Raw genomic sequence first — 23,604 nt, 5'->3', positions numbered from 1 at the left:
GGTTGACAGCGTGAGCTGCGATCATGTCGGGTGCGGCGGGGATCCTCGTGCATCCGCCACGATGGCGGTGCGGCCCGGCGACCGGTGGGCCCCGGTCTTCTATAAGATATCGTCCCGAACCGGAATGTTGCGTCGCAGCGAACGACACTGCGCTGCGCGCTCGCCGCCATCAGCGGCCTCCACTACAGTTCACGACTGCATGACGACTGCCAAACCCCGCGAGATCTTCATTCAGGGGATCACCTCCGATGGCCGCACCTTCCGCCCCAGCGACTGGGCCGAGCGGCTGGCCGGCGTGATGTCGTGCTTCCGCCCCGGTGGTCAGGCAGTGCCGCGCGGCGGCCACATCAGCTATTCACCGTGGTGCGTGCCGATGGTGGTGAACGGGGTGAAGTGCGTGGTGGTCAACGAAGCCGTGAAGCAGGTCGAGCCGATGGCCTGGGACTTTGTGATGAACTTCGCGCGCGACAACGACCTGCAGGTGGCCGAGGCCTGCCTGATTCCCGAGGACGTGCCGCCGACGAAAAAGCGCTGATCGGCGGGTGCTCGCCCGCAGGGGCGGGCGCTGCCAGGAGGGTGCGCTCGATGCGGCGTCTGCGCTGGCGGCCACAACGCCGGCACGGAGGGGGGGCGATGGGGGAGCTGTCGCAGCGTCCCGCGGTGACAGCCGGCTGTCCTGGCGGCGGGGGCATTGGCGCTGCCGTTGTCGAACACGCGCCGGCCATTCGCTGCGGCTGGGCGTAGATCATGGCAGCCGGTCAATGCGGGCCAGCCAATGCAAAAGGCCCGCATGCTGCGGGCCCCATGGAAAAAGGCCCGCAGCGCGAGCCTTTTCGTCTTGCCAACCCGGTGTTGGGCTTTAGGCGGCCAGCGCCTTGATGGCGGAGGACAGGCGGCTCTTGTGGCGAGCGGCCTTGTTCTTGTGGAAGAGGCCCTTGTCAGCGACCGAGTCGATGACCTTCTGGGCGCTGGTGAACAGCTCGGCTGCCTTGGCCTTGTCGCCGGTAACCACAGCTTTTTGCACGTTCTTGATGGCCGTGCGGAATTTGGAGCGCAGTGCGGTGTTCGCTGCGTTCAGCTTGACGTCCTGGCGAGCGCGCTTGCGGCCCGAGGCGATGCGAACGGTTTTCTTGGCTTTGGAAGAGGTGGCCATACTGAATGCTTTTCCGGGTTGGGCAAAGAGGCGAAAGTATAGCAGCATCTTTTTGCGCAAGGCAACGCGCATGAGCAAAGGCGAGCACCTGCTTCCTATAATCCCGCGTCTTCCACCCCTGGCCGCCCCTCCTTGCCCAAGCAACGGCGCGCTCGTCTGCCATGAATCTGCTCCGCGCCGCCTCCACGGTTTCCTTGTTCACCCTGTTGTCCCGCATCACCGGCCTGGCCCGGGACACGCTGGTTGCTGCCTATTTCGGTGCGAGCGCCTGGACCGACGCCTACAACGTCGCCTTCCGCATCCCCAATCTGCTGCGGCGGCTGTTTGCCGAGGGGGCCTTCTCGGCCGCCTTCGTGCCCATCCTCGGCGAATCGCGCACGCGTGTCGGTGACGAGGCCACCCGCGAGCTCGTGGACTCGGTCGCCACCGTGCTGGTGATGGTGCTGGTGGCCACCTGCGTGCTGGGTGTGGTGGGCGCGCCGGTGCTGGTCTACCTGATGGCCGCCGGCCTGCGGCGGTCGCCCGAGGCCTTCGACGCGGCCGTGGTGATGACCCGCTTCATGTTTCCCTACATCGGCTTCATGTCGCTGGTGGCGCTGGCCGCCGGGGTGCTCAACACGTGGAAGAAGTTCGTCGTGCCGGCGGCCACCCCGGTGCTGCTCAACGTGGCGATGATCCTGGCAGCCGGCTGGCTGGCGCCGCAGTTCGGCCACTGGGGCATCCAGCCGATCTACGCGCTGTCGGCTGGCGTGGTGCTTGGCGGCGTGCTGCAGCTGGCGGTGCAGTTTCCTGCGCTGGCCCGCATCGGCATGCTGCCGCGCCTGCGGCGGCCGTCGCAGGCCTGGCGCCATGAGGGTGTCGGGCGGGTGCTGAAGCAAATGGCGCCGGCGGTGCTTGGCGTGTCGGTGGCGCAGCTGTCCCTGCTGATCAATACCCAGGTCGCGTCCTTCCTCGGCTCGGGCACCGTCTCCTGGCTTTTCTATGCCGACCGGCTGATGGAGTTCCCCACCGGCTTGCTGGGCGTGGCGCTGGGCGTCGTGCTGCTGCCGCAGCTGTCCGCGACGCGGGCGCGGGGCGACGATGCCGGCTATTCGGGCCTGCTCGACTGGGGCCTGCGCCTGGTGGTGTTGCTGGCGCTGCCCTGCGCGGTGGCGTTGATGACCTTTGCCGAGCCACTGGTGGCAACGCTGTTTCACTACGGTGCTTTCGACCGCGAAGACCTGAGGCAGACCGTGGTGTGTCTGCGCGGCTATGGTGCTGGCCTGCTCGGGCTGATCGCCATCAAGGTGCTCGCTCCCGGCTTCTATGCCCGCCAGGACACGCGCACGCCGGTGCGCATCGCGGTCGTCGTGCTGTGCCTGACCCAGCTCATGAACGTGCTGTTCGTGTGGCTGCTGGACATGGGCCATGCGGGCCTGGCGCTGTCGATCGGCGTGGCGGCCCTGATCAATGCCGGCTGGCTGCTGTGGGGGCTGCGCAAGCGCGGCTCCTACGTGCCGGCGCCCGGCTGGGGCCGCTTCCTGGTACAAGCCGGCCTGGCCTCGCTGCTGCTGGGCGCCGGCCTGGCGGCCTGCGCCCAGGCGCTCGACTGGGCCGCCCTGCGCGCCACGCCGGGCCTGCGCATCGGCTGGCTGGCGCTGTGCATCACCGGCGGCGCAGCGGTGTACTTCGCCGTGCTGCTGGCGCTCGGCGTGCGGCCGCGGCAGTTCATGCGGCGCGGTTAAGCCGGGCGGGTTTGATGCGCCCGGCGGGGCCCGACTACACTGCATTCATGCGTTTCGTGGCCCCTTCCGTGATCGAGTACTTCGCCTCCCTGGTGGCCGACGACGCCAGCTTCTCCCTGACCGAAGTGGCGCTGTCGCTGGCCCAGGACGAGTTCCCCGATCTCGACCTGCAGGCCGCGCTGGCCGAGATCGACGCCCTGGCCGAGCGGCTGCGCCAGCGCCTTGCGCCCGACGCTTCCGCGCTGCAGCGGCTGCGCCTGCTGAACCGCTACTTCTTCCACGAGCTCGGGTTCGCGGGCAATGTGAACGACTACTACGACCCGCACAACAGCTGCCTCAATGCCGTGCTGCGCACCCGTCGTGGCATTCCCATCTCGCTGGGTGTCATCTATATGGAACTGGCCGGCCAGGTCGGCCTGACCGCCCGTGGCGTGTCCTTTCCCGGGCACTTCCTGGTCAAGCTCAAGATGCCGCAGGGCGAGGTGGTGATGGACCCGTTCTCGGGCGCCTCGCTGTCGCGCGAGGAGCTGGACGAGCGGCTCGATCCCTACAAGCGCCAGCAGGGGCTGGTGGGCGAATTCGACGTGCCGCTGGGCCTCTTCCTGCAATCGGCCACGCCGCGCGAGGTGGTGGCGCGCATGCTGCGCAACCTGAAAGAGATCTACCGGGTGCGCGAGGACTGGCCCCGATTGCTCGCGGTGGCGCGGCGGCTGGTCATCCTGCTGCCCGGTGCCCTCGAGGAAAGGCGCGACCGCGGGCTCGCTTATGCCGAGCTCGGCTGCCACGAGGAGGCCATTGCCGACCTGTCCGCCTATGTGAACGAGGCCGACGAGGCCGACGACCGGCTTGCCATGGCCGAGCGCCTCGACGCCCTGCGCCGCAGCGGACCCGCCCCCTTGCATTGATCCGGCCCGGCGGGGCGGCGGCGGTCGTCCGGCTTGCCGGCGCAAGAACGCTGGCCCCAAAAAGGAAGCGGAGGCCCGCCGCCTCCGCTTCCTGATCTTCTTGCGTCGTGCCGGCGGCGCCCTGGCGCCCGCTCGGGTACGCCAGGGACGCTGGCGCTCAGGCCACCTGCGTCTGGTGTTCCTCGCCCTGGCGCGCTTCGATGCGGCCGATGCGGTACACCGTCTGGCCCTGGGCCGTCAGCACCTCGGTGGCGCGTTCGGCGTCGGCCGCCGAGACGATCAGCACGAAGCCGATGCCGCAGTTGAAGGTGCGGTGCATCTCGCTTTCCAGCACGCCGCCTTCCTTCTGCAGCCAGGTGAACAGCTCCGGACGTGGCCAGCTGGCCGCGTCGAGCACCGCCTTGGTGGCCTCGGGCAGGCAGCGCGGGATGTTCTCCACCAGCCCGCCTCCGGTGATGTGGGCCATGCCCTTGATGGCCACCGACTGCATGGCTGCCAGCACCGGCTTAACGTACAGCCGGGTGGGCGCCATCACGCGCTCGCGGAAGGGCAGGCCGTCCAGCGTGGCGGGCAGGCTGTCGCCAGCACGCTCGACGATCTTGCGCACCAGCGAGTAGCCGTTGGAATGCACGCCGCTGGAGGCCAGGCCCAGCACGACATCGCCGGGCGCGATGCTGCGGCCGTCGACGATGCCGCTTTTCTCGACCGCGCCGACGCAGAAGCCGGCCAGGTCGTATTCGCCGGCCGGGTACATGCCGGGCATCTCGGCGGTTTCACCGCCGATCAGCGCACAGCCTGATTCCTCGCAGCCGCGCGCGATGCCGCCGACCACCCGCGCGGCGGTGTCGACGTCGAGCTTGCCGCAGGCGAAGTAGTCGAGGAAGAACAGCGGCTCGGCCCCTTGCACCAGGACGTCGTTGACGCTCATGGCGACCAGGTCGATGCCGACCGTGTCGTGCATGCCCCACTCGAAGGCCAGCTTCAGCTTGGTGCCGACGCCGTCGGTGCCGCTCACGAGCACCGGTTCCTTGTAGCGCTTGGGCACCTCGAACAGGGCGCCGAAGCCGCCGATGCCGCCGAGCACGCCTTCGCGCAGGGTGCGCTTGGCCAGGGGCTTGATACGGTCGACCAGGGCGTCGCCGGCATCGATGTCGACGCCGGCATCACGGTAAGACAAAGGGGTGTTGGACATGATCGGGGTGCCGGGACCTGCTGGCCGGCCTATAGAATTTGCGCGGATTTTACCGGTTGGGCTTCGCAATTCCGCGAGGCGCCGCCCATCCTGCTTCTCATGACCTTCACCACTGCACAAAAACTCGCCCTGGGCGGCCGCTTCGACGCGGCGGCGGCGCCCGGGCCCGGCACGCCGGCGACGATGCCCGCCGTGCCCGCACCAGGCCCCGGCGACCGACGCCGGCGGGGTTGACGATGGTCATGCGCCAGATTCCTCTGGGCTTCGGCACCGACGAAGCCCTCGGCTTCGACAACTTCTTCCCCGGCGACAACACGCCGGCGGTGCTGCACCTGCGCGGCCTCAATGCCGACCCGCGGCCGGCGCCCGTCTACCTGTGGGGCGAGGCCGGCGCCGGCAAGACCCACCTGCTGCAGGCCCTCGCGCACGAGATCGCCTCGCTGGGCGGGCGCGTCGGCTGGTTCGACGCCGCCAGTTCGCTGGAGATGGATTTCGACGACACTTGGCGCTTGCTGGTGCTCGACCAGTGCGAGCGCTACGACCCCGAGCAGCAGCAGCGCGCCTTCTCTCTGTTCGTGCAGGCCACGACGCATGGCCAGCTGATCGCCGCGGCCGGCCGCCTGCCGCCGGTGGACCTGCCGCTGCGCGACGACCTGCGCTCGCGCCTGGGCTGGGGCCATGTGTTCCAGCTGCTGCCGCTGTCGGAGAGCGATTGCCGGGCGGTGCTGCGCCGTGCGGCGGACCGCCGCGGCATCTTTCTTTCGGATGAAGTGATGAGCTACCTGTTGACCCGCTTCTCGCGCGACCTCGGCAGCCTGATGGGCCTGCTGCGGCGGCTGGACAACTTTGCGCTGGCGGCGCAGCGTGCCGTCACGGTGCCGCTGCTCAAGCAGATGCTGGCGGAGGAGGGCCGATGACGGCGCGCCCGCTGGCGTCGCGCACGCTGTGCCTCTTCGACCTGGACCACACGCTGCTGCCGATCGATTCCGACCACGCCTTCGGTGACTTCTTGGTGCGCATTGGCTGGGCCGACGCCGACGCGTTCCGCCGTGGCAACGATGCCTTCTACGCGCAATACCTGGCCGGCCGCCTGGACATCGACGCCTACATGAGCTTCACCACCGCGCCGTGGCGCGGGCGGTCGCCCACCGAGCAGGCGCAGGTGCAGGAGCGCTTCATGGCCGAGGTGGTGCGACCACAGATGAAGCCGCAGGCACTGGAGCTGGTGCGGCAGCACCAGGCGGCAGGCGACCTGGTCGCCATCGTCACCGCCACCAACGAGTTCGTCACCACCCCCATCGCAGCTGCCTTCGGCGTGGAGCACCTGCTGGCCGTGCAGCTGGAGCGCGACGGGGCCGGTACCATCACGGGGCGTATCCGCGGCGTGCCGTCCTACCAGGGGGGCAAGATCACGCGGGTGGACCAGTGGCTGCAGTCGCTGGGGGCGCGCTGGGGCGATTTCGAGCGCACCACCTTCTACAGCGATTCCCCGAACGACCTGCCGCTGCTGGAGCGTGTCAGCGATCCGGTGGCGACCAACCCGTCGCCTGCCCTCCAGCAAGTCGCGCAAGAGCGCGGCTGGCGCATCCTGAAACTGTTCAATGATCAAGAAATTCATCGATAGGCTGCTCGGCAAGTCCGCCCCCGCGGCCACGCCCGCCGACGCCGCCGCCACGGCGGTGCCCCGGCCGGGCAGCCACATCGGCCAGCGCGTCGAGGTGGGCAAGAGCGAGCACGGCATTGACCGCGCGCTGGTCGACGAGCGCGCGATGAAGGTGGTGGCCACGCTGAAGGACGCGGGCCATGAGGCCTACATCGTCGGCGGCGCGGTGCGCGACCTGATCCTCGGCCTGCGGCCGAAGGATTTCGACGTTGCCACCGACGCCACGCCGGAGCAGGTGAAGGCGTTGTTCAAGCGCGCCTTCATCATCGGCCGGCGCTTTCGCATCGTGCATGTGGTGTTTGGCCGCGGGCGCGAGCACGAGGTCATCGAGGTCTCGACCTTTCGCGCCTACCTCGACAACACTGCCGCCGAGCAGGTCGAGGGCAACGAGAAGACCTCCAAGGCCGACCTGGCCGGCAAGACCCATGTGGTGGACGCCAGCGGCCGGGTGCTGCGCGACAACGTCTGGGGCCCGCAGATCGAGGACGCGGCGCGGCGCGACTTCACGGTCAACGGCATGTACTACGACCCGCAGACCGAGATCGTGGTCGACTACCACCACGGCATCCGCGATGCCAAGCAGCGCGTGCTGCGCATGATCGGCGACCCCGAGAGCCGCTACCGCGAGGACCCGGTGCGCATCATCCGGGTGGTGCGCTTCGCCGCCAAGCTGGGCTTCGACATCGAGCCCAAGACCCGCGCGCCGATCAAGCGCATGGCCGAGCTGCTCGACAACGTGCCGCAGTCGCGCATGTTCGACGAGATGATCAAGCTGCTGCAGACCGGCCATGCGCTCGCCTCGCTGGAGCAGTTGCGCAAGGAAGGGCTGCACCGCGGCGTCTTCCCCATCCTCGACGTGGTGCTCGACGAGCAGCAGCGCCACGACGGCCGCGAGAAGTTCGTGCAGCTGGCGCTGGCCGACACCGACCGCCGCGTCTCCGAAGGCAAGCCGGTGGCGCCCAGCTTCATGCTGGCCTGCATGCTGTGGCACGACGTGCTCGATGGCTGGGCGCGCCGCCGAGCCCAGGGCGAGCACCCCTTCCCGTCGCTGCAGGCCGCCATCGACGAGGTCTTCGATGCCCGCATCGGCGACATCTCCGGCCGCGGCAAGCTGGCTGCCGACATGCGCGAGATCTGGATGATGCAGCCGCGTTTCGAGAAGCGCTCCGGCAACGGTCCGTCGGTGCTGGTGGAGCAGCCGCGCTTCCGCGCCGGCTTCGACTTCCTGCGCCTGCGTGCGGACGCTGGCGAGATCGACACCGAGTTGGCCCGATGGTGGGAGGACTTCTCGATGGCTGATGCCACCGAGCGCCGCGAGCTGCTCGACATGGCACGCCAGCAGGACCAGGGTCGCCGTGCGCCCGGTCGCGGCAGCGCCGTGCCGGCCGCCGGCATGCCGGCCGGCGAGGGTGGCGACGCCGCTCCCGCGAAGAAGCGCCGCCGGCGTCGCCGCAAGCCGGCCGGCGAGGGGGCGGGCGAGCCGGCTGGCGAGCGGCCGGGCGACGATGGTGATGCCGCCGACTGAGCAGGCCGCCATGCGAGGGTTTGTCGGACTGGGGGCCAATCTCGGCGAGCCGGTGGCCACGCTGCGTGCGGCTGTGCAGGCGCTGGCCGCGCTGCCACGCACCTCGGGCCTGCGGGCGTCCTCGATCTACCGCAGCGCACCAGTCGATGCCGGCGGGCCCGACTACTTCAATGCGGTGGTGGCGCTGGAGGGCGACTGGGACGCCGCCGGGCTGCTCGCGCAACTGCAGGCGATCGAGCAGGCCCACGGCCGCGAGCGTCCCTACCGGAATGCCCCCCGCACGCTGGACCTGGACCTGCTGCTGTGGGGCGACATCCGCAGCGACAGTCGCGAGCTGACGCTGCCGCATCCCCGGCTGCACGAGCGTGCCTTCGTGCTGCTGCCGCTGGCCGAGCTGGCGCCGGCGCTCCTCATCCCCGGCCGCGGTGCCGTGCAGGCCTTGCTGCCGGCCGTGCGTGAGCAGGCGATCTCGCGCTGCGACGACCTGCCACCGCTGGCCTAGTGCCATTCACCTCTCACCATGAACGCCTTGCCCGTCTCCCTGCAGACCCTGCTGCTGCTGATCGCCTCCAACGTCTTCATGACCTTCGCCTGGTACGGGCACCTGAAGAGCCTGTCGACCAAGCCCTGGTACGTGGCGGCGCTGGTCAGCTGGGGCATCGCGCTGTTCGAGTACCTGCTGCAGGTGCCTGCCAACCGCATCGGCTTCAGCAGCGGAGCGTTCACGCTGGCCCAGCTGAAGATCGTGCAGGAGGTCATCACGCTGGCGGTCTTCGTGCCCTTTGCCATGGTCTACATGAAGGTGCCGTTCAAGCTCGACTTCGTGTGGGCGGGCCTCTGCCTGGTGGGGGCGGTGTACTTCATGTTCCGGTCTGCATGAGCGACTTCCGCTTTGCACGCTGCCGCCACATCGTCATCGAAGGGCCCATCGGCGTCGGCAAGAGCTCGCTGGCGCGCAAGCTGGCCAGCCGCCTGGGGGCGGAGCTGATGATGGAGAAGCCGGAGGAGAACCCCTTCCTGGCGCGCTTCTACGCCGACGGCAGCCGCTATGCCTTGCAGACGCAGATGTTCTTCCTGTTCCAGCGCCTGGAGCAGTACCGCGAGCTCGCCCAGCCCGGCATGTTCTCGGGCCCGGTGGTGAGCGATTTCCTGTTCGCCAAGGACGCGCTGTTCGCCCAGCTGACGCTCAGCGACGACGAATACCGCCTCTATGCGCAGATGTACGCCCACCTGGCGCCGCAGATCCCGCAGCCCGACCTGGTGGTGTGGCTGCAGGCGACGCCGGCAACGCTGCTGCAGCGCATTGCACGCCGCGGCATCGCGATGGAGCAGGGCATCGATGCCGGCTACCTGCAGCGCCTGAGCGACGCCTACGTGGAGCACTTCGGCAGCCATGCCGAAGTGCCCTTGTTCGCGGTCGATACCGAAGGCTTCAACCCGATCGACAGCGAGGCCGATTTCGAGCAGTTGCTGCAGGCGCTGCAGCGCTTCGGAGGCGGCCGTGCCTTCTACTCGCCGAGGTCCGCACCGACGAGCTGACGCCCCCTGCCGGCAGGGCCGCAATCCCGGGCACGGCCGGTGCTGTCACAATATCGCCGTTTTTTTCCTCACGCCTCTTATCCGCAGGCTTGGCAGGTGCGCCGGGGGCTGACCCGCTCCCAGCAGCCGCACCACGATACACGCACAAGGTTTTCAACATGATCTTCGGCAAGCTGTTGCCCCGCGAAGGCAATTTCTTCGAACTCTTCAACCAACACGGCGAAAAGATCGTCGAAGGCTCGCGCGCATTCATCCTCATGGTCGAGAACTACGCCGACCAGGCCGCGCGGGAGCGTCATGCCGAAGCCGTCATTTCCGCCGAGCGCCAGGCCGACAAGATCACGGCCGAAGTCAACCGGCTGCTGCACACCACCTTCATCACGCCGATCGATCGCGAGCAGATCCACTCGCTGATCAATGCGATGGACGACATCGTCGACCTGCTGCAGGACGCCAGCGAGACCATGTCGCTGTACGACGTGCGGGCCATGACCGAGGAAGTGGTGCGCCTGGCCCACCTGAGCGCCAAGTGCTGCGAGCGGGTGCAGCATGCCGTGTCCTTGCTCGGCCGGCTGAGCAAGCAAGACGGTGCCCAGGCCGCCATCAAGACCTGCGAGGAAATCGACCAGCTCGAATCCGACGCCGACCGCGTGATGCGGGCCGCCATGTCCAAGCTCTTCCGCGAGGAGCAGGACGTGCGCGAACTGATCAAGCTGAAGGCCATCTACGAACAGCTCGAATCCATCTCCGACCGCTGCGAGGACGTGGCGAATCTGATCGAGGGCATCGTCCTCGAGAATTCCTGAGCCGCGCGCTTTCGTTTCGGAGCAAACCATGGAAGTAGGCTTCTGGGTCGTCGTGCTGCTCGTCGTGCTGGCGATCCTGTTCGACTTCATGAACGGTTTCCACGATGCGGCGAACTCCATTGCCACGGTGGTCTCCACCGGCGTGTTGAAGCCACAGCATGCGGTGCTCTTCGCCGCCAGCTTCAACTTCATCGCGGTGCTCATCTTCCACCTGAGCGTGGCGGCCACCATCGGCAAGGGCATCGTGGTGCCGGGCGTGGTGGACCACCATGTGGTGTTCGGTGCCCTGATCGGCGCCATCGCCTGGAACGTGATCACCTGGTACTACGGCATCCCGTCGAGTTCCTCGCATGCGCTGATCGGCGGCATCGTCGGCGCGACGATGGCCAAGGCCGGCGCGAGCGCGCTGATCGCCAAGGGCGTCTGGAAGACCGTCGCCTTCATCTTCGTCTCGCCGTTGCTGGGCTTCCTGCTCGGCTCGCTGCTGATGGTGCTGGTGGCCTGGATCTGCCGTCGCAGCTCACCCTTGAAGGTGGACAACTGGTTCCGTCGCCTGCAACTCGTGTCGGCCGGCCTGTATTCGCTGGGCCACGGCGGCAATGACGCGCAGAAGACCATCGGCATGATCTGGATGCTGCTGATCGGCTCCGGCTACGCCGCGGCCAGCGACGCATCGCCGCCGGCGTGGTCGATCTGGGCGTGCTACATCGCGATTGCGCTTGGCACCATGTTTGGCGGCTGGCGCATCGTGAAGACCATGGGCCAGCGCATCACCAAGCTCAAGCCGGTGGGTGGCTTCTGCGCGGAGACGGGTGGCGCCATCACCTTGTTCCTGGCAACGGCACTGGGCATCCCGGTGTCGACCACCCACACCATCACCGGCGCCATCGTCGGTGTCGGCTCCACGCAGCGGGCCTCGGCGGTGCGCTGGGGCGTGGCGGGCAACATCGTGTGGGCCTGGATCCTGACCATCCCGTGCGCCGCCTTCATCGCGGCGGTGTTCTACTGGGTCGGCATGCAGGTGCTGTGAGGCCCCGTCCGGCGGCACGCGCCGCCGGCCAAGGCCGGCCCCCTCACTGGCTGATCTTGTAGGCTTCCTCGGTCTGCACCTCGAAGTAGCGCTGCATGCTGTAGGCGATGGTGGCCATCAGCACGCCGGCTCCCACCATCAGCGCCAGCACCACGCCCAGCACCGTGTCCCAGCCGGTACGGTGCTGCGGCTGGCCCACATTGAAGCGCTCGTTCCAGCGTTCGTCCGGCATCAGCCCGTAGACGATGGCCGCCAGCATGGCCTGCGCCAGCATCAGGCCCAGCACCGGAATCAGCAGCCAGCTCAGCCGATCGTCCTGGCCCAGCTCCAGCATGCGGTGCACGCCCCAGGCGCCAACCAGGGTCGGCCAGGGGTGCAGCCAGCCGAGCAGGTCGCCAAAGCCGTAGAGGTAGAAGCGGTGCAGCCCCAGGCTGCCGCCGAGCAGGGCGATCCAGGTGGCAAGGGTCTTGGACTTGTAGCCGGGCGAGGGTTTTTTCATGGCGGCGTACTGTAACGGCAGTGCGCTGCGTCGCGGGCGCTGTCCGCAACTCCGGCCACCTTGCTATAATTTTCGGTTCTCAACGCCGGCCGGTCGGGTGACTGGCACGTATCTACGGTGTTGACCCCCCGGATGCTTTGCGCCTGTGTGTCTCCTGGTGCGGCGGCCTGACAAGAGATTCAAAGGAAACATCATGGTCGTGATTCGACTCGCCCGCGGCGGCTCCAAGAAGCGCCCCTTCTACAACATCGTGGCCAGCGACAGCCGCAACCGCCGCGACGGCCGCTTCCTCGAGCGCGTGGGCTTCTACAACCCGGTGGCGTCCGGCGCTGCCGAGTCGCTGCGCGTCGCGCACGACCGTGTCGACTACTGGGTCAGCCATGGCGCCCAGGTGTCGCCCACCGTTGCCCGCCTGATCAAGCAGGCCAAGACCGCCACCGCCTGAGCGGTTGGCGACGCGCCTTGCCCCCGATGGACATGAACCTGCCGACCACGTCGCCTGATGATGCGGCCTGGCCGGAAGATGCGGTGGAGGTGGGGCGCATCGTCGATGCCTATGGCATCAAGGGCTGGATCAAGGTCCAGCCCTACTCGGCCGATCCACAGGCCTTGTTTTCCTCCCGGCGCTGGTTCCTGAAGGCGTCGGAGGGGCCCCGCAGGGCCCCGGGCGTGGCAGCCTTGCCCACCCTCTTGAAGATCACCGAGGCGAAGGACCATGGCGATGTGGTCGTGGCCCGTGTCCGGGATGTCGAGGACCGCAATGCGGCCGAAGCCCTCAAGGGCGCCCGCGTGTTCGTCTCGCGCGCCAGCTTTCCCACCGCCGACCCGGACGAGTTCTACTGGGTCGACCTGATCGGCCTGGCGGTCGTCAATCGCCAGGGCGAAGCGCTTGGCCAGGTGGCCGACCTGCTCGACACCGGCGCCCACAGCGTGCTGCGGGTGGTGGACGAGGCCCAGGCATCTGCCGGCGCCGAGCCGGTCGAGCGGCTCATTCCCTTCGTCAGCGCCTATGTCGACGCGGTCGACCTGGCCGGCCGTCGCATCACCGTGGACTGGGGCCTGGACTACTGACGGTCCTTTGCGAAGTCCAACGCATGCGCTTCGATGCCCTGACGCTGTTTCCCGAACTCTTCCAGCCTTTCCTGACCCAGGGGGTCACCCGTCGAGCCTTCGAAGGCGGACAGGTGGACGTGCGCCTCTGGCAGCTGCGCGATTTCGCCGACGACAACTACCGCCGTGTCGATGACCGGCCCTACGGTGGCGGGCCCGGCATGGTGATGCTGGTCGAGCCACTGGAGCGCGCCCTGGCCGCGGTGCGCCGCAGCCGTGTGGAGGCTGGCGCGCCGGCCGCGCCGGTGGTGCTGTTCACGCCCACCGGCCGGCGCATCGACCAGGCACTGATGCGCGAGTGGGCCGATGGCCCCGGTGCGGTGCTGGTGTGCGGCCGCTACGAGGGGGTCGACCAGCGCTTCGTCGAGCGGCATGTCGACCTGGAACTGAGCCTCGGTGACTTCGTGCTGTCCGGCGGCGAACTGCCGGCCCTGGCACTGCTGGACGGCGTGGCGCGCCTGCAGCCGGGCGTGCTCAACGACCAGCAGTCGCATCTGCAGGACAGCTTCAGCGACGGCCTGCTCGATTGCCCGCATTACAGCCGCCCCGAGGTCCTGCAGGCCGAGGACGGTCCGCAGGCGGTGCCGGCGGTGCTGCTGTCGGGCCACCATGCGCAGATTGCCCGCTGGCGGCGCGAGCAGTCGCTGCGCCTGACGGCCGAGCGACGGCCGGAACTGATACATGCTGCACGCGCCGCCGGCAAGCTGACGGTCACCGATGAGCGCTATCTTTCCCAGCTTGGGCTATAATCGCGAGCTTTTCGATCCTCTGCCGGCCACTACACCCTTGCAGCCACGCTGCAGGCATATCGCGCCAGGCACGATCACAAGGAGAACTCCATGGATTTGATCGCTCAACTCGAGCAAGAAGAGATTGCTCGACTGAACAAGAACGTGCCCGCTTTTGCGCCCGGCGACACCGTGATCGTCAGCGTGAACGTGGTCGAAGGCACCCGCAAGCGGGTGCAGGCCTATGAAGGTGTGGTGATCGCCAAGCGCAATCGCGGCCTGAACTCCAGCTTCATCGTGCGCAAGATCTCCAGCGGCGAAGGCGTCGAGCGGACCTTCCAGCTCTACAGCCCGCTGATCGCCTCGATCGAAGTCAAGCGCCGTGGCGACGTGCGCCGCGCCAAGCTGTACTACCTGCGCCAGCGCAGCGGCAAGTCGGCCCGCATCAAGGAAAAGCTGGCCTGAGCACCGGCCTCGCCGGGCATCAGCCAAGCCGCCTGCCGCGTCACTGCCAGGCGGCTTTTTCACGTCTGAAGGGATTCGATGATCTTCAATCCCCATGAAGTGCCGGTCGTCGGCATCGATGATCATCTGCCGGCCGTGCCGGCGGAGCGCCTGCAGCCGCAGGCCCTGCGCGAGCGGTTTCGGCGCCCGCCCCACTGGGAGCCCGAGGTGGCGAGCGAACGGCCGACCGGCACGCGGGCTCCGGCGCATGCCTCGGTGCTGGTGCCGCTGGTGATGCGTGAGCAGCTCACGGTGCTACTGACCCGGCGGACCGAGCACCTGCGCGACCATGCAGGGCAGATCAGCTTCCCCGGCGGCCGTGCGGAGCCGCATGACGCCGATGCCACCGCCACCGCGCTGCGGGAAGCCGAGGAAGAGGTGGGCCTGGCGGCAACCCATGTGGAGGTGATCGGCAGCCTGCCCATCTATTCCACCGTGACGGCTTTCCTCGTGACGCCGGTGGTCGCCCTGGTGCAGCCCGGCTTCGAGCCGCGGCCCGACCCGTCGGAGGTGGCCGAGGTGTTCGAGGTGCCTCTGCCCTTCCTGATGCAGCCGGCCCACCATCGCCGGCATGCCTTCGAATTCGGCGGCGAGCGCCGCGAGTTCTTCTCCATGCCCTTCAGCTCGGCTGCGTCGGCGGCGCCCTATTTCATCTGGGGCGCGACGGCGGCGATGCTGCGCAACCTGTACCGCTTCCTGGCGGCCTAGGTGTGCTCGCCGCGCAAGCGGTGACGGCCCGAAGTCAACCTCGCCGGTATCATGCCGGCCATGAGTTTTCTCTCTGTTCTCTTCGCGCTGCTGATCGAGCAGCTCAAGCCCTTGCGCGGAGGCAACTTCGTGCACCAGTCGCTGATGGGCTGGGTGCGCTGGACGGGGCGCAACTTCGACGCCGGCAAGGCGGTGCATGCCTGGGTCGTCTGGTGCATCACGGTCATCGTGCCGTCCCTGGTGATCTGGGGCGTCTCGGCGATCATCAGCCAGGTCAGCCTGCTGCTTGCGCTGGCCTGGAACGTGGTGGTGCTCTACCTCACCCTCGGCTTTCGGCAGTTCAGCCATTACTTCACCGACATTCGGGACGCGCTGGAGCGCGGCGACGAAACCACCGCCCGGCAGCTCCTGGCGGAATGGCGCCACCTCGATGCCAGCGAGCTGCCGCGCTCGGAACTGCTGCGACACGTCATCGAGCATTCCCTGCTGGCCGCGCACCGCCATGTCTTCGGGGTGTTCTTCTGGTTCGTGCTGCTGCACAGCTTCGGCCTCGGCCCGGCCGGCGCGGTGCTCTACCGGATGGCCGAGTTCTCGAGCCGCTACTGGGCCTACAAGAGCCGCACGGTCGGCGTGCCCAGCAATCCGCGCCTGATGGAGCTGGCCCAGCAGGTGTTTGGCTGGCTGGACCACATCCCGGCCCGCCTGACCGCCTTTGGTTTCGCGGTGGTGGGCAACTTCGAGGAGGCGGTGGACAGCTGGCGTCGCTATGCGCGGCTGTGGCGTTTCGCCAACGACGGCATCATCCTCGCGGCCGCGGCCGGCGCGGTCGGCGTGCGCCTGGGCGGCAGCAGCGCCCCTGCGGTGATGCCCGACCGGTCCAAGACCTTCGACATCGGCTCGGCCGCCGAGGCGGCCGACGCCGAGGGCTCCACCGGCGGCATGCCGCCGGAAGCCGGCCACCTGCGCAGCATCGTCGGCCTGGTCTGGCGTTCGGTGGTGCTGTGGATGCTGCTGCTGGCCTTGCTGTCGCTGGCCAACCTGATCGGCTGAGCGCTGCGCCGGCGGCGGGCTGGCGGCGCTCGGTTCGTGCCGCGCAGGCAGGCGATGGTACCGGTGGCGCTCAGTACTGGCTGCGTGTCAGCTGCTCGTGGATCTCGGCATAGATGCGATAGCGCGATGCCGTGATCTCGCCGCGCTCCACCGCGGCACGCACGCCGCAGCCGGGCTCATGCAGGTGGGTGCAGTTGTAGAAGCGGCACTGGCTGGCGTGCTCGCCGAGGTCGGGCATGAAGGCCGCCAGCTGCTGTGGCTCGACCTGGCGCAGGCCGAATTCCTGGAAGCCGGGCGAGTCGATCAGGCCGCTGCTGCGCGCGTCGTCCAGCCAGTACCACTGCGTGGTGGTGGTGGTGTGGCGGCCCGAGTTGAGGGCCTGCGACACCTCGCCCACCTGGGCGCCGGCCGCCGGCACCATCAGGTTGATCAGGGTGCTCTTGCCGGTGCCCGAGGGGCCCAGCACCAGGGTGCTGCGGCCCTGCAGCCGCGGTGCCAGCGCGGCACGGGCTTCGTCGGGGCGGGCCTTGAGGGCCAGCTCCAGCACCTCGTAGCCCATGCCGCGATAGGGCGCCAGGCGTTCGCGGGCGGCCTGGGCCTGGGGCAGGTCGGTCTTGTTGAGCACCAGGCAGGCCGGGATGCCGGCATGGCCGGCCGCGATCAATGAACGGCTGAGCTGCGATTCGCTGAACACCGGCTCGGCCGCCACCAGCACCAGCAACTGGTCGAGATTGGCGGCAAAGGACTTGGTGCGCCACTCGTCCTGCCGGTAGAGCAGGTTGCGGCGCGCCTCGATGCGTTCGATCACGCCTTCGTCACCGCCTGCATTGGTGGGTTGCCAGTGCACCCGGTCGCCCACCACGCAATCGCTTTTCTTGCCGCGAGGGTGGCAGGTGAGGCGCCGGCCTTCGGGGGTTTCGACGATGTAGTGGCGGCCGTGGCCGGCCACCACCAGGCCGAGGTCGAGGTCTGAGTGCTTGGCCAAGGTGCTCAGGCGGCCACGGCCGCACGCAGGAAGGGCCAGGGGGCAGCGCGCAGGCGGCGTTGCGGCGGGATCGGGTGCTTCATCGGCTCAGGCAGTGTGCAGCGACATGGCCGCCAGCCGCTGCGCGGCGGGCGGGTGCGAGTAGTAGAAGCTGACATAGACCGGGTCGGGTGTCAGCGTCGAGGCATTGTCCTCGTAAAGGCGCAGCAGGGCGGCCTTCAGGTCGGCCCCGCTCGCATTGGCGCAGGCGTAGGCATCGGCCTCGAACTCATGGCGGCGCGACAGGCGGGACATCCAGGGCGAGACAAAGTACATGAAAGGCGGCGCCACCAGCATCAGCAACAGCAGCGCCAGCGCGTCATTGGGGGCGCCCAGGTTGGGCTCGACCCCCAGGTCGGCATAGAACCACAGGTGGCCGGCCAGCCAGCCCAGCAGGGCGAAGCCGATCAGCGTGACGGCGAACATCCCGCTCATGCGCTTGAGCAGGTGACGGTGCCGGAAGTGGCCCAGCTCGTGTGCCAGCACGGCCTCCAGCTGGGCGTGGGAGAGCTTGTCGAGCAGGGTGTCGAACAGGATCACCCGCTTGGAGGAGCCCAGCCCGGTGAAGAAGGCATTGATGTGCGCGGAGCGCTTGGAGCCGTCCATCACGAACAGTCCACGAGCCTTGAAGCCGCAACGCTGCATCAAGGCCTGCACCCGCTGCAACAGCCCGGGGTCGTCCAGCGGGGTGAAGCGGTTGTAGAGCGGCATCACGACGATCGGGATGACCACCATCATCAGCAGCATGTAGGCCGCGCAGGCGGCCCAGGCCCACAGCCACCACCAGCTGCCGGCCGAGGCCATCAGCCACAGCACCAGGGCAGCCAGCGGCGGCCCCAGCACCGCCATCACGCCCAGGCTTTTCAGGAAGTCGCTGACGAACAGGCGCCCGGTCATGCGGTTGAAACCGAAGCGCTGCTCGATGCGGAAGGTGCCCCAGGCCTCCAGCGGCAGCTCCAGCAGGCTGGCGATGAGCATGAAGGCGCCCAGCAACGCCAGCTGGTAGGCCATTGGCCCCCAGGCCGGCAGCACCGCGTCCCGCACCGCGGTGTTCAGGGCGTCCAGCCCGCCCAGCAAGGTCCAGCCGAGCAGCAGGGCGCTGCCGAAGGCGGTGGCCAGCAGGCCGAAGCGGGTCTTGGCGATGGTGTAGTCGGCGGCGCGCTGATGGGCCGTCAGCGTCACGATGCCGTCGAAGTCCGGGGGCACCGCAGCGCGGTGGCGGGCGACGTGGCGGATCTGCCGCGCTGCCAACCAGAACTTGGCGAGCAGGGAGGCCAGCAGCGCCGCGACAAAGGCGAGCGTCAGGGGGGAGAGCGCTTCTTGCATAAGCTGCAAGTGTAGGGGTCGCAGCCCCCGGTGGCGCGTGGCGGCGGGATGGCCTTGCGTCGCCCTGGCGCGGCGCTGCGGTGACGGGCGGGTTTCGTCGAGAATCCTGGCTTTGGCGCCGCGGCCGCCTCGTGCCGCGCCGCCCCCGCTGGAGAACCCATGACCGATGTTTCCGCCCCGCCGGCCACACTGCCGTTCAATGACCAGAACCTGGTCTGGATCGACCTGGAGATGACGGGCCTGTCGCCCGAGCGCGACCGCATCATCGAGATCGCCGTGGTGGTGACCGACCCGCAGCTGACGCTGCGGGTGGAGGGCCCCGTGTTTGCGATCCACCAGAGCAACGAGGCGCTGGACCGCATGGACAACTGGAACAAGGGCACCCATGGCCGCTCGGGTTTGATCGACCGGGTGAAGGCGTCGACCGTGACCGAGGCGGAGGCGGAGCAGCACGTGATCGACTTCCTGAAGCAGTTCGTCTCGAAGAACAGCTCGCCGATGTGTGGCAACTCGATCTGCCAGGACCGTCGCTTCCTGGCCAACTACATGCCGCGCCTGGAGGCGTTCTTCCACTATCGCAACCTGGATGTCAGCACCCTGAAGGAGCTGGCGCGGCGCTGGAAGCCGGCGGTGATGGCCGGCTTCCGCAAGGCGCAGAAGCACACCGCGCTGGCCGACATCCAGGAGTCGATCGACGAACTGGTCTACTATCGGCAGCACCTGCTGCAGGCCTGAGGGGAACGCCCGGGCGCGCGCTTCAAGCCTGGCGGTAGCGCGCCGCCCATTGCGCCACCAGCCCGGCCAGCATGTCGGCGAGCGTCGCGCCGGCTGGGGCGGATAGCCCGAGCATCGTCGCTGCCTCCTGCAGCGCCTGCAGCGGCCGGCCGGTGTCGAAGGCCAGCGCCCCGTTCTGCTTGGAGAGCTTTTCCCCGTTCGCCCCCAGCACCAGCGGCGTGTGCAGGTAGCCCGGGGTGGGCAGGCCCAGCAGCCGCTGCAGGTGGATCTGGCGCGGCGTGTTGTCGGCCAGGTCTTCGCCGCGCACCACCTGGCTCACTTGCTGCTCGGCGTCATCCACCACCACCGCCAGCTGGTAGGCCCACAGGCCGTCAGCCCGCTTCAGCACGAAGTCGCCCACCTGCTGGCTGAGGTTCTGCTGCTGGGTGCCCAGGCGGCGGTCCTGCCAGGTGATGTGGATGTCGCGCCAGCCGCCGTCGGCGCCGCGCCCGGCGGTCAGGGCCCGCACCGCACGCGCGGGCTTGCCATGCAGGCCGGTGCGGCAGGTGCCGGGATAGACCAGCTCGGCATGCCGCGGCCTGGCGCGACCACTGGCGGCCCAGGCGTCGGCGATGTCCTTGCGCGTGCAGCCGCAGGGATAGGCCCAGCCGGCGCTCAGCAACTGCTCCAGCGCCTGCTGGTAGCGCGGCCCCCGCTGCGACTGCCACACGGGTGGCTCGTCCGGCAGCAGGCCGCAGGCTGCCAGCTGCTGCAGGATGACGTGGTCGGCACCCGGCACGCAACGCGGGCCATCGACGTCCTCGATGCGCACCAGCCAGCGCCCGGCATGGGCGCGTGCATCGAGCCAGCTGGCCAGCGCGGCCACCAGCGAGCCGGCATGCAGTGCACCGGTGGGGGAGGGAGCGAAACGCCCGACGTAGGCCGCCATGCCGGTCTGCCTGCCTTGCTTGCGGTTCAGCCCAGCAGGCCGGGCTGCCAGCCGCTGTGCCGCTCCATCAGCGCGCTGCGGGTGGCGGGGCGCTCCAGCTGGGCCAGCCACCATTCCAGCGCCAGGCCCAGCCGGGCCCGGCTGCGGCCGGCACCGGCCGGCGCAGAGCGCCAGGCGTAGAAGAGCTTGCCGGTGAGCCGGGGGCGCGTCACCTGCTTGATCACCAGCCGTCCGACCTGCACCTGCTCGCGCACCAGGCTCTCTGGCAGGAAGCCGCAGCCCAGGCCGCGCAGGATGGCTTCCATCTTCGATGCCACGCTTGGCACCGTCAGCACGTCCTGGCCGGGCAGCAGGTTGATGGTCAGCGGCGTCAGGCGCTGGGCCGAGTCGGCCGCGGCCACGGCCCGGTGGTGGACCAGCTCGCCATCGGTCAGCGGTTCGGGCGCTTGCGCCAGCGGGTGGTGGGGTGCCACCGCGAAGACCATGTCGAGCTCGCCAAGCGGCTGCATCGAGATGCCGGGTGGCAGGCTCTGCACCGCGGAGATGCCGATGGCCAGGTCGGCCACGCCGGTGACCAGTGCCTCCCAGGTGCCGGCCAGCACTTCAGAGCGCAGCCGCAGCCGGGTGCCGGGGCCGTGTGGCGGATTCAGCGCGTAGAAGGACTCGCACAGCTCGAACATCGTCAGGCTGGAGAGGATGCTGTCCACCGCGATGCACAGCTGCGTTTCCCAGCCCGAAGCGACCCGCCGCACCCGATTGGCCACCGCGTCCATCTCCTGCAGCAGGCGGCGGCCTTCCTGCAGCAGCTCTTCGCCGGCCGCGGTCAGGCGCGCCTGGCGCGAGCGGCGGTCGAACAGCAGCACGTCCAGCGCGTCCTCGAGCTGGCGCACGCTGTAGGTGAGGGCCGAGGGCACCTTGCCGAGTTCCCGTGCAGCAGCGGCGAAGCTGCCGGTGCGGGCGATGACGTCCACCATGGCAAGGGCTTCGGGCGTGAGGACGTTGCGGCGATCGGTCATCTGTTCAATGGAATTGAACGATGTTATCAAGCCTGGCGGACGGCAGCGAATTCATGGCGGACCAACATAGCCGCATCACGAACGACAACACCAAGGACGCCGCCATGCTCACCCTGCGCCAATCGCTCGAACGCGGCCATGCCGACCATGGCTGGCTCAAGAGCCATCACAGCTTCTCGTTCGCCGAGTACTACGATCCGGCCCACATGGGCTTCGGGCCGCTGCGGGTGCTCAACGAGGACCGCATTGCGCCGGGCACCGGCTTCGGTACGCACGGACATCGCGACATGGAGATCATCTCCTATGTGCTCGACGGCGAACTCGCGCACAAGGACTCCATTGGCAACGGCGCGGTGATCCGCCCCGGTGAAGTGCAGCGCATGAGCGCAGGCAGCGGCATCCGCCACAGCGAGTACAACCACGCGGCCGATCGCACCACCCATTTCCTGCAGATCTGGATCGAGCCGGCGGTGGCCGGCATCGAGCCGGGCTACGAGCAGAAGGCCTTCACCGCCGAGGAAAAGCGCGGCCGACTGCGGCTGGTGGCCTCGCCCGATGCGGCCGACGGCTCGGTCACGCTGCATGCCGACGTGCGGCTCTTCATCGGCCTGTTCGACGCTGCTGAGAAGGCGGAGGTGCCGCTCGATCCCGGCCGGCAGGCGTATGTGCATGTGGCGCGCGGCTCGGTGCGGGTGAACGGGCGCACGCTGCAGGCCGGCGACGCCGCCAAGCTGGTGGGCGAGGCCCGGCTGACGCTCGACGGCGGCCAGCAGGCCGAGGTCCTCGTGTTCGACCTGCCCGCCTGAACCCGCACGGTCCGGCTGGCGGTGTGCGGGCCGCCGCCGGCGGCCGGGCGCGGTGGACGCTACAGTCGCGGCATGGACCTCACTGCATTCAAGAGCTTGAAGATTCTGACGGTGCTGCCGTGGCCCGACTGGCTGGCCCTGATCGTGTTTTTCATCGGCTGGGTTGGCTACGCGGTGTTTGCGCGGCGGCGCAGCGCGTCCTCCATGTCCTTGCTGGCCACCACCAACCACTACCGGCGGCTGTGGATGTTGCAGACCACCTGGCGCGACGTGCGGGTGGTGGACGGTGTCATCGTGCAGAACCTGTCCACCAGCCCGTCGTTCTTCGCCTCCACCACCATCCTGATCATCGGCGGCCTGCTGGCCGTGCTCGGCACTTCGGAGAAGGCCGCCGTGCTGGTCAAGGAGATTCCGTTCGCGGCGGCCACCAGCGCGCTGGTGTTCGACCTGAAGGTGCTGCTGCTGACCGGCGTGTTCGTCTATGCCTTCTTCCGCTTCACCTGGTCGCTGCGGCAGTACACCTTCGGCGCGCTGGTGATGGGAGCCTTGCCGGACTTCCGGGTGTTCGAGCGCGGCGAGCTGTCACGCGAGGAATATGCCGACCGCGCCGGGCGTGTCATGGGGCTGGCCGCCGAGAGCTTCAACGACGGGCTGCGTGCCTACTACATGGCCTTCGCGGTGATCGGCTGGTTCTTCTCGCCGTTGTGGTTCGTGGTGGGCACCGCGGGCGTGGTCTATGTGCTGTACCAGCGCGAGTTCCATTCGGACGTGCTCGCCGTGCTGAAGTCGTCGCCCTGACGGACCGGCTCCGAAGCGGGCGCTGAAGCGCGGGCGGCGCCGCCCGCGCGCCGCCTGGCGGCGGCCAGCCTTACTGCGCCTCGGCCTGCGGCTGCAGCTGCTGGCCCAATGCCTCGCGTTCGTCGAAGACGAAGCAGCTGCCGTGGTAGTGCGGCCCGCCGGTTTCCTCGAAGTACTTCAGGATGCCGCCCTCGAGCTGGTAGACATGGTCGAGCCCGGCTTCCTGCATGAAGATGGCGGCTTTCTCGCAGCGGATGCCGCCGGTGCAGAAGCTGACCACGGTCTTGCCGCGCAGCTCCTCGCGGTGGGCCATCAGGGCGGCGGGGAAGTCGCTGAACTTGGTGATGCGCCAGTCGATGGCGTTGTCGAAGCTGCCGTAGTCCACTTCGAAGGCGTTGCGCGTGTCCAGCGTCACCACCGGCCGGCCTTCGTCGTCCCGGCCCTGCTCCAGCCAGCGCGCAAGCGTGGCGGCGTCCACTGCCGGCGCGCGGCCCGCCTGCGGGCGGATGGTCGGGTGGTTCATGCGGATGATCTCGCGCTTGACCTTGACCAGCAGCTTGCGAAACGGCACGCGGGCCGACCAGCTTTCCTTGGGCGCCAGGTCGGCGAAGCGCGGGTCGGCCTGCAGCCCGCTGACGAAGTCGCGCACCGCAGGCGCCGGGCCGGCCAGGAAGAGGTTGATGCCTTCCTCGGCCAGCAGCACGGTGCCCATCAGGCCGAGGCGCTGGGCCTCGGCATGCAGCCGCTCCCGCAGTGCGGCGCAGTCGTCCAGCGAGACGAATTTGTAGGCGGAAATGTTGAGGATCTCGTTCACGCCCGGATTTTAGGCAGGGCC

28 protein-coding genes are annotated in these 23,604 nt (G+C 68.7%); 20 read left to right on the top strand and 8 right to left on the bottom strand.

Annotation, left to right across the window (positions count from 1 at the left end; translation table 11 throughout):
* Positions 1-199 precede the first annotated feature (199 nt).
* On the top strand, positions 200-535 hold the full coding sequence (locus N7L95_RS07215; protein WP_301259147.1) for a DUF3579 domain-containing protein: 336 nt from the start codon (positions 200-202) through the stop codon (positions 533-535).
* Positions 536-859: 324 nt separating this feature from the next.
* Here N7L95_RS07215 and rpsT read toward each other — a convergent pair whose 3' ends face one another.
* Positions 860-1,153, bottom strand: coding sequence for a 30S ribosomal protein S20 (gene rpsT, locus N7L95_RS07210; protein WP_301260086.1), 294 nt, complete (start codon positions 1,151-1,153; stop codon positions 860-862).
* A 161-nt stretch (positions 1,154-1,314) separates the two neighbouring features.
* Here rpsT and murJ point away from each other — a divergent pair, with 161 nt between their 5' ends.
* A complete protein-coding gene (gene murJ, locus N7L95_RS07205) occupies positions 1,315-2,877 on the top strand; it encodes a murein biosynthesis integral membrane protein MurJ (RefSeq protein ID WP_301259146.1) in 1,563 nt (520 codons plus the stop codon).
* 47 nt (positions 2,878-2,924) lie between these two features.
* Positions 2,925-3,782 (top strand): SirB1 family protein, encoded by an 858-nt coding sequence (locus tag N7L95_RS07200; protein WP_301259145.1) that lies wholly within the window; start codon positions 2,925-2,927, stop codon positions 3,780-3,782.
* 157 nt (positions 3,783-3,939) lie between these two features.
* Here N7L95_RS07200 and purM read toward each other — a convergent pair whose 3' ends face one another.
* Positions 3,940-4,974 (bottom strand): phosphoribosylformylglycinamidine cyclo-ligase, encoded by a 1,035-nt coding sequence (gene purM, locus N7L95_RS07195; protein WP_301259144.1) that lies wholly within the window; start codon positions 4,972-4,974, stop codon positions 3,940-3,942.
* A 242-nt stretch (positions 4,975-5,216) separates the two neighbouring features.
* Here purM and hda point away from each other — a divergent pair, with 242 nt between their 5' ends.
* From hda to N7L95_RS07155, 8 genes are all read left to right on the top strand, one after another.
* Positions 5,217-5,891 (top strand): DnaA regulatory inactivator Hda, encoded by a 675-nt coding sequence (hda, locus tag N7L95_RS07190; RefSeq protein WP_301259143.1) that lies wholly within the window; start codon positions 5,217-5,219, stop codon positions 5,889-5,891.
* Positions 5,888-6,598 carry a histidinol-phosphatase gene (locus N7L95_RS07185; protein WP_301259141.1) on the top strand — a complete coding sequence of 237 codons (711 nt, stop codon included), beginning with the start codon at positions 5,888-5,890 and terminating at the stop codon, positions 6,596-6,598. The genes hda and N7L95_RS07185 overlap by 4 nt, the downstream gene beginning before the upstream one ends.
* Complete coding sequence (gene pcnB / locus N7L95_RS07180; protein ID WP_301259140.1) at positions 6,576-8,162, top strand: polynucleotide adenylyltransferase PcnB; 1,587 nt, start codon at positions 6,576-6,578, stop codon at positions 8,160-8,162. The genes N7L95_RS07185 and pcnB overlap by 23 nt, the downstream gene beginning before the upstream one ends.
* A gap of 10 nt (positions 8,163-8,172) precedes the next feature.
* Complete coding sequence (folK, locus tag N7L95_RS07175) at positions 8,173-8,664, top strand: 2-amino-4-hydroxy-6-hydroxymethyldihydropteridine diphosphokinase (RefSeq protein ID WP_301259139.1); 492 nt, start codon at positions 8,173-8,175, stop codon at positions 8,662-8,664.
* Between the two features lie 18 nt (positions 8,665-8,682).
* Complete coding sequence (locus tag N7L95_RS07170) at positions 8,683-9,042, top strand: DMT family protein (protein ID WP_301259138.1); 360 nt, start codon at positions 8,683-8,685, stop codon at positions 9,040-9,042.
* Positions 9,039-9,701, top strand: coding sequence for a deoxynucleoside kinase (locus N7L95_RS07165; RefSeq protein ID WP_301259137.1), 663 nt, complete (start codon positions 9,039-9,041; stop codon positions 9,699-9,701). The genes N7L95_RS07170 and N7L95_RS07165 overlap by 4 nt, the downstream gene beginning before the upstream one ends.
* Before the next feature lie 158 nt (positions 9,702-9,859).
* Positions 9,860-10,507 (top strand): DUF47 domain-containing protein, encoded by a 648-nt coding sequence (locus tag N7L95_RS07160; protein ID WP_301259136.1) that lies wholly within the window; start codon positions 9,860-9,862, stop codon positions 10,505-10,507.
* Between the two features lie 28 nt (positions 10,508-10,535).
* Positions 10,536-11,537, top strand: a complete 1,002-nt coding sequence (locus N7L95_RS07155) for an inorganic phosphate transporter (RefSeq protein ID WP_301259135.1) — start codon at positions 10,536-10,538, stop codon at positions 11,535-11,537.
* Positions 11,538-11,580: 43 nt separating this feature from the next.
* Here the strand turns inward: N7L95_RS07155 and N7L95_RS07150 are convergent, their stop codons facing one another.
* The gene (locus tag N7L95_RS07150; protein ID WP_301259134.1) at positions 11,581-12,036 is read right to left on the bottom strand and encodes a TM2 domain-containing protein; all 456 of its coding nucleotides are present in this window, start codon (positions 12,034-12,036) and stop codon (positions 11,581-11,583) included.
* Between the two features lie 193 nt (positions 12,037-12,229).
* Between N7L95_RS07150 and rpsP the strand changes: the two genes are divergently transcribed.
* The 6 genes from rpsP to N7L95_RS07120 all read left to right on the top strand — a co-directional run bounded on the left by rpsP (position 12,230) and on the right by N7L95_RS07120 (position 16,136).
* Positions 12,230-12,481, top strand: coding sequence for a 30S ribosomal protein S16 (rpsP, locus tag N7L95_RS07145; protein ID WP_301259133.1), 252 nt, complete (start codon positions 12,230-12,232; stop codon positions 12,479-12,481).
* A gap of 32 nt (positions 12,482-12,513) precedes the next feature.
* Positions 12,514-13,107 (top strand): ribosome maturation factor RimM, encoded by a 594-nt coding sequence (gene rimM / locus N7L95_RS07140; RefSeq protein WP_301259132.1) that lies wholly within the window; start codon positions 12,514-12,516, stop codon positions 13,105-13,107.
* A gap of 23 nt (positions 13,108-13,130) precedes the next feature.
* The gene (gene trmD, locus N7L95_RS07135) at positions 13,131-13,895 is read left to right on the top strand and encodes a tRNA (guanosine(37)-N1)-methyltransferase TrmD (RefSeq protein ID WP_301259131.1); all 765 of its coding nucleotides are present in this window, start codon (positions 13,131-13,133) and stop codon (positions 13,893-13,895) included.
* A gap of 90 nt (positions 13,896-13,985) precedes the next feature.
* Complete coding sequence (gene rplS, locus N7L95_RS07130; protein ID WP_301259130.1) at positions 13,986-14,339, top strand: 50S ribosomal protein L19; 354 nt, start codon at positions 13,986-13,988, stop codon at positions 14,337-14,339.
* Between the two features lie 78 nt (positions 14,340-14,417).
* On the top strand, positions 14,418-15,086 hold the full coding sequence (locus tag N7L95_RS07125) for a CoA pyrophosphatase (RefSeq protein WP_301259129.1): 669 nt from the start codon (positions 14,418-14,420) through the stop codon (positions 15,084-15,086).
* Positions 15,087-15,146: 60 nt separating this feature from the next.
* Positions 15,147-16,136, top strand: coding sequence for a CobD/CbiB family protein (locus N7L95_RS07120; protein WP_301259128.1), 990 nt, complete (start codon positions 15,147-15,149; stop codon positions 16,134-16,136).
* A gap of 70 nt (positions 16,137-16,206) precedes the next feature.
* On the opposite strand, the gene rsgA is transcribed toward N7L95_RS07120, so the two are convergent.
* On the bottom strand, positions 16,207-17,121 hold the full coding sequence (rsgA, locus tag N7L95_RS07115; protein WP_301259127.1) for a ribosome small subunit-dependent GTPase A: 915 nt from the start codon (positions 17,119-17,121) through the stop codon (positions 16,207-16,209).
* Positions 17,122-17,208: 87 nt separating this feature from the next.
* Entirely contained in the window at positions 17,209-18,486 is a 1,278-nt protein-coding gene (locus tag N7L95_RS07110) for a M48 family metallopeptidase (RefSeq protein ID WP_301259126.1), read from the bottom strand.
* Between the two features lie 159 nt (positions 18,487-18,645).
* On the opposite strand from N7L95_RS07110, the gene orn reads away from it, so the two are divergent.
* Positions 18,646-19,221 (top strand): oligoribonuclease, encoded by a 576-nt coding sequence (orn, locus tag N7L95_RS07105; protein WP_301259125.1) that lies wholly within the window; start codon positions 18,646-18,648, stop codon positions 19,219-19,221.
* A gap of 22 nt (positions 19,222-19,243) precedes the next feature.
* Here the strand turns inward: orn and gluQRS are convergent, their stop codons facing one another.
* Entirely contained in the window at positions 19,244-20,149 is a 906-nt protein-coding gene (gene gluQRS, locus N7L95_RS07100) for a tRNA glutamyl-Q(34) synthetase GluQRS (RefSeq protein WP_301259124.1), read from the bottom strand.
* 26 nt (positions 20,150-20,175) lie between these two features.
* Positions 20,176-21,165 (bottom strand): LysR substrate-binding domain-containing protein, encoded by a 990-nt coding sequence (locus N7L95_RS07095; RefSeq protein WP_301259123.1) that lies wholly within the window; start codon positions 21,163-21,165, stop codon positions 20,176-20,178.
* Positions 21,166-21,269: 104 nt separating this feature from the next.
* On the opposite strand from N7L95_RS07095, the gene N7L95_RS07090 reads away from it, so the two are divergent.
* The gene (locus N7L95_RS07090; RefSeq protein ID WP_301260085.1) at positions 21,270-21,971 is read left to right on the top strand and encodes a pirin family protein; all 702 of its coding nucleotides are present in this window, start codon (positions 21,270-21,272) and stop codon (positions 21,969-21,971) included.
* Positions 21,972-22,043: 72 nt separating this feature from the next.
* On the top strand, positions 22,044-22,769 hold the full coding sequence (locus N7L95_RS07085) for a DUF599 domain-containing protein (protein WP_301259122.1): 726 nt from the start codon (positions 22,044-22,046) through the stop codon (positions 22,767-22,769).
* 70 nt (positions 22,770-22,839) lie between these two features.
* On the opposite strand, the gene N7L95_RS07080 is transcribed toward N7L95_RS07085, so the two are convergent.
* Positions 22,840-23,583: a sulfurtransferase gene (locus tag N7L95_RS07080; RefSeq protein ID WP_301259121.1), complete on the bottom strand. Its 744-nt coding sequence runs from the start codon at positions 23,581-23,583 to the stop codon at positions 22,840-22,842.
* Positions 23,584-23,604: the final 21 nt, after the last annotated feature.

The organism is Eleftheria terrae, from assembly GCF_030419005.1.
Taxonomy (GTDB): domain Bacteria; phylum Pseudomonadota; class Gammaproteobacteria; order Burkholderiales; family Burkholderiaceae_C; genus Caldimonas; species Caldimonas terrae.
The sequence above is the reverse complement of the archived record's forward strand: the minus strand, read 5'-3'. Positions and strand labels throughout refer to the sequence as shown.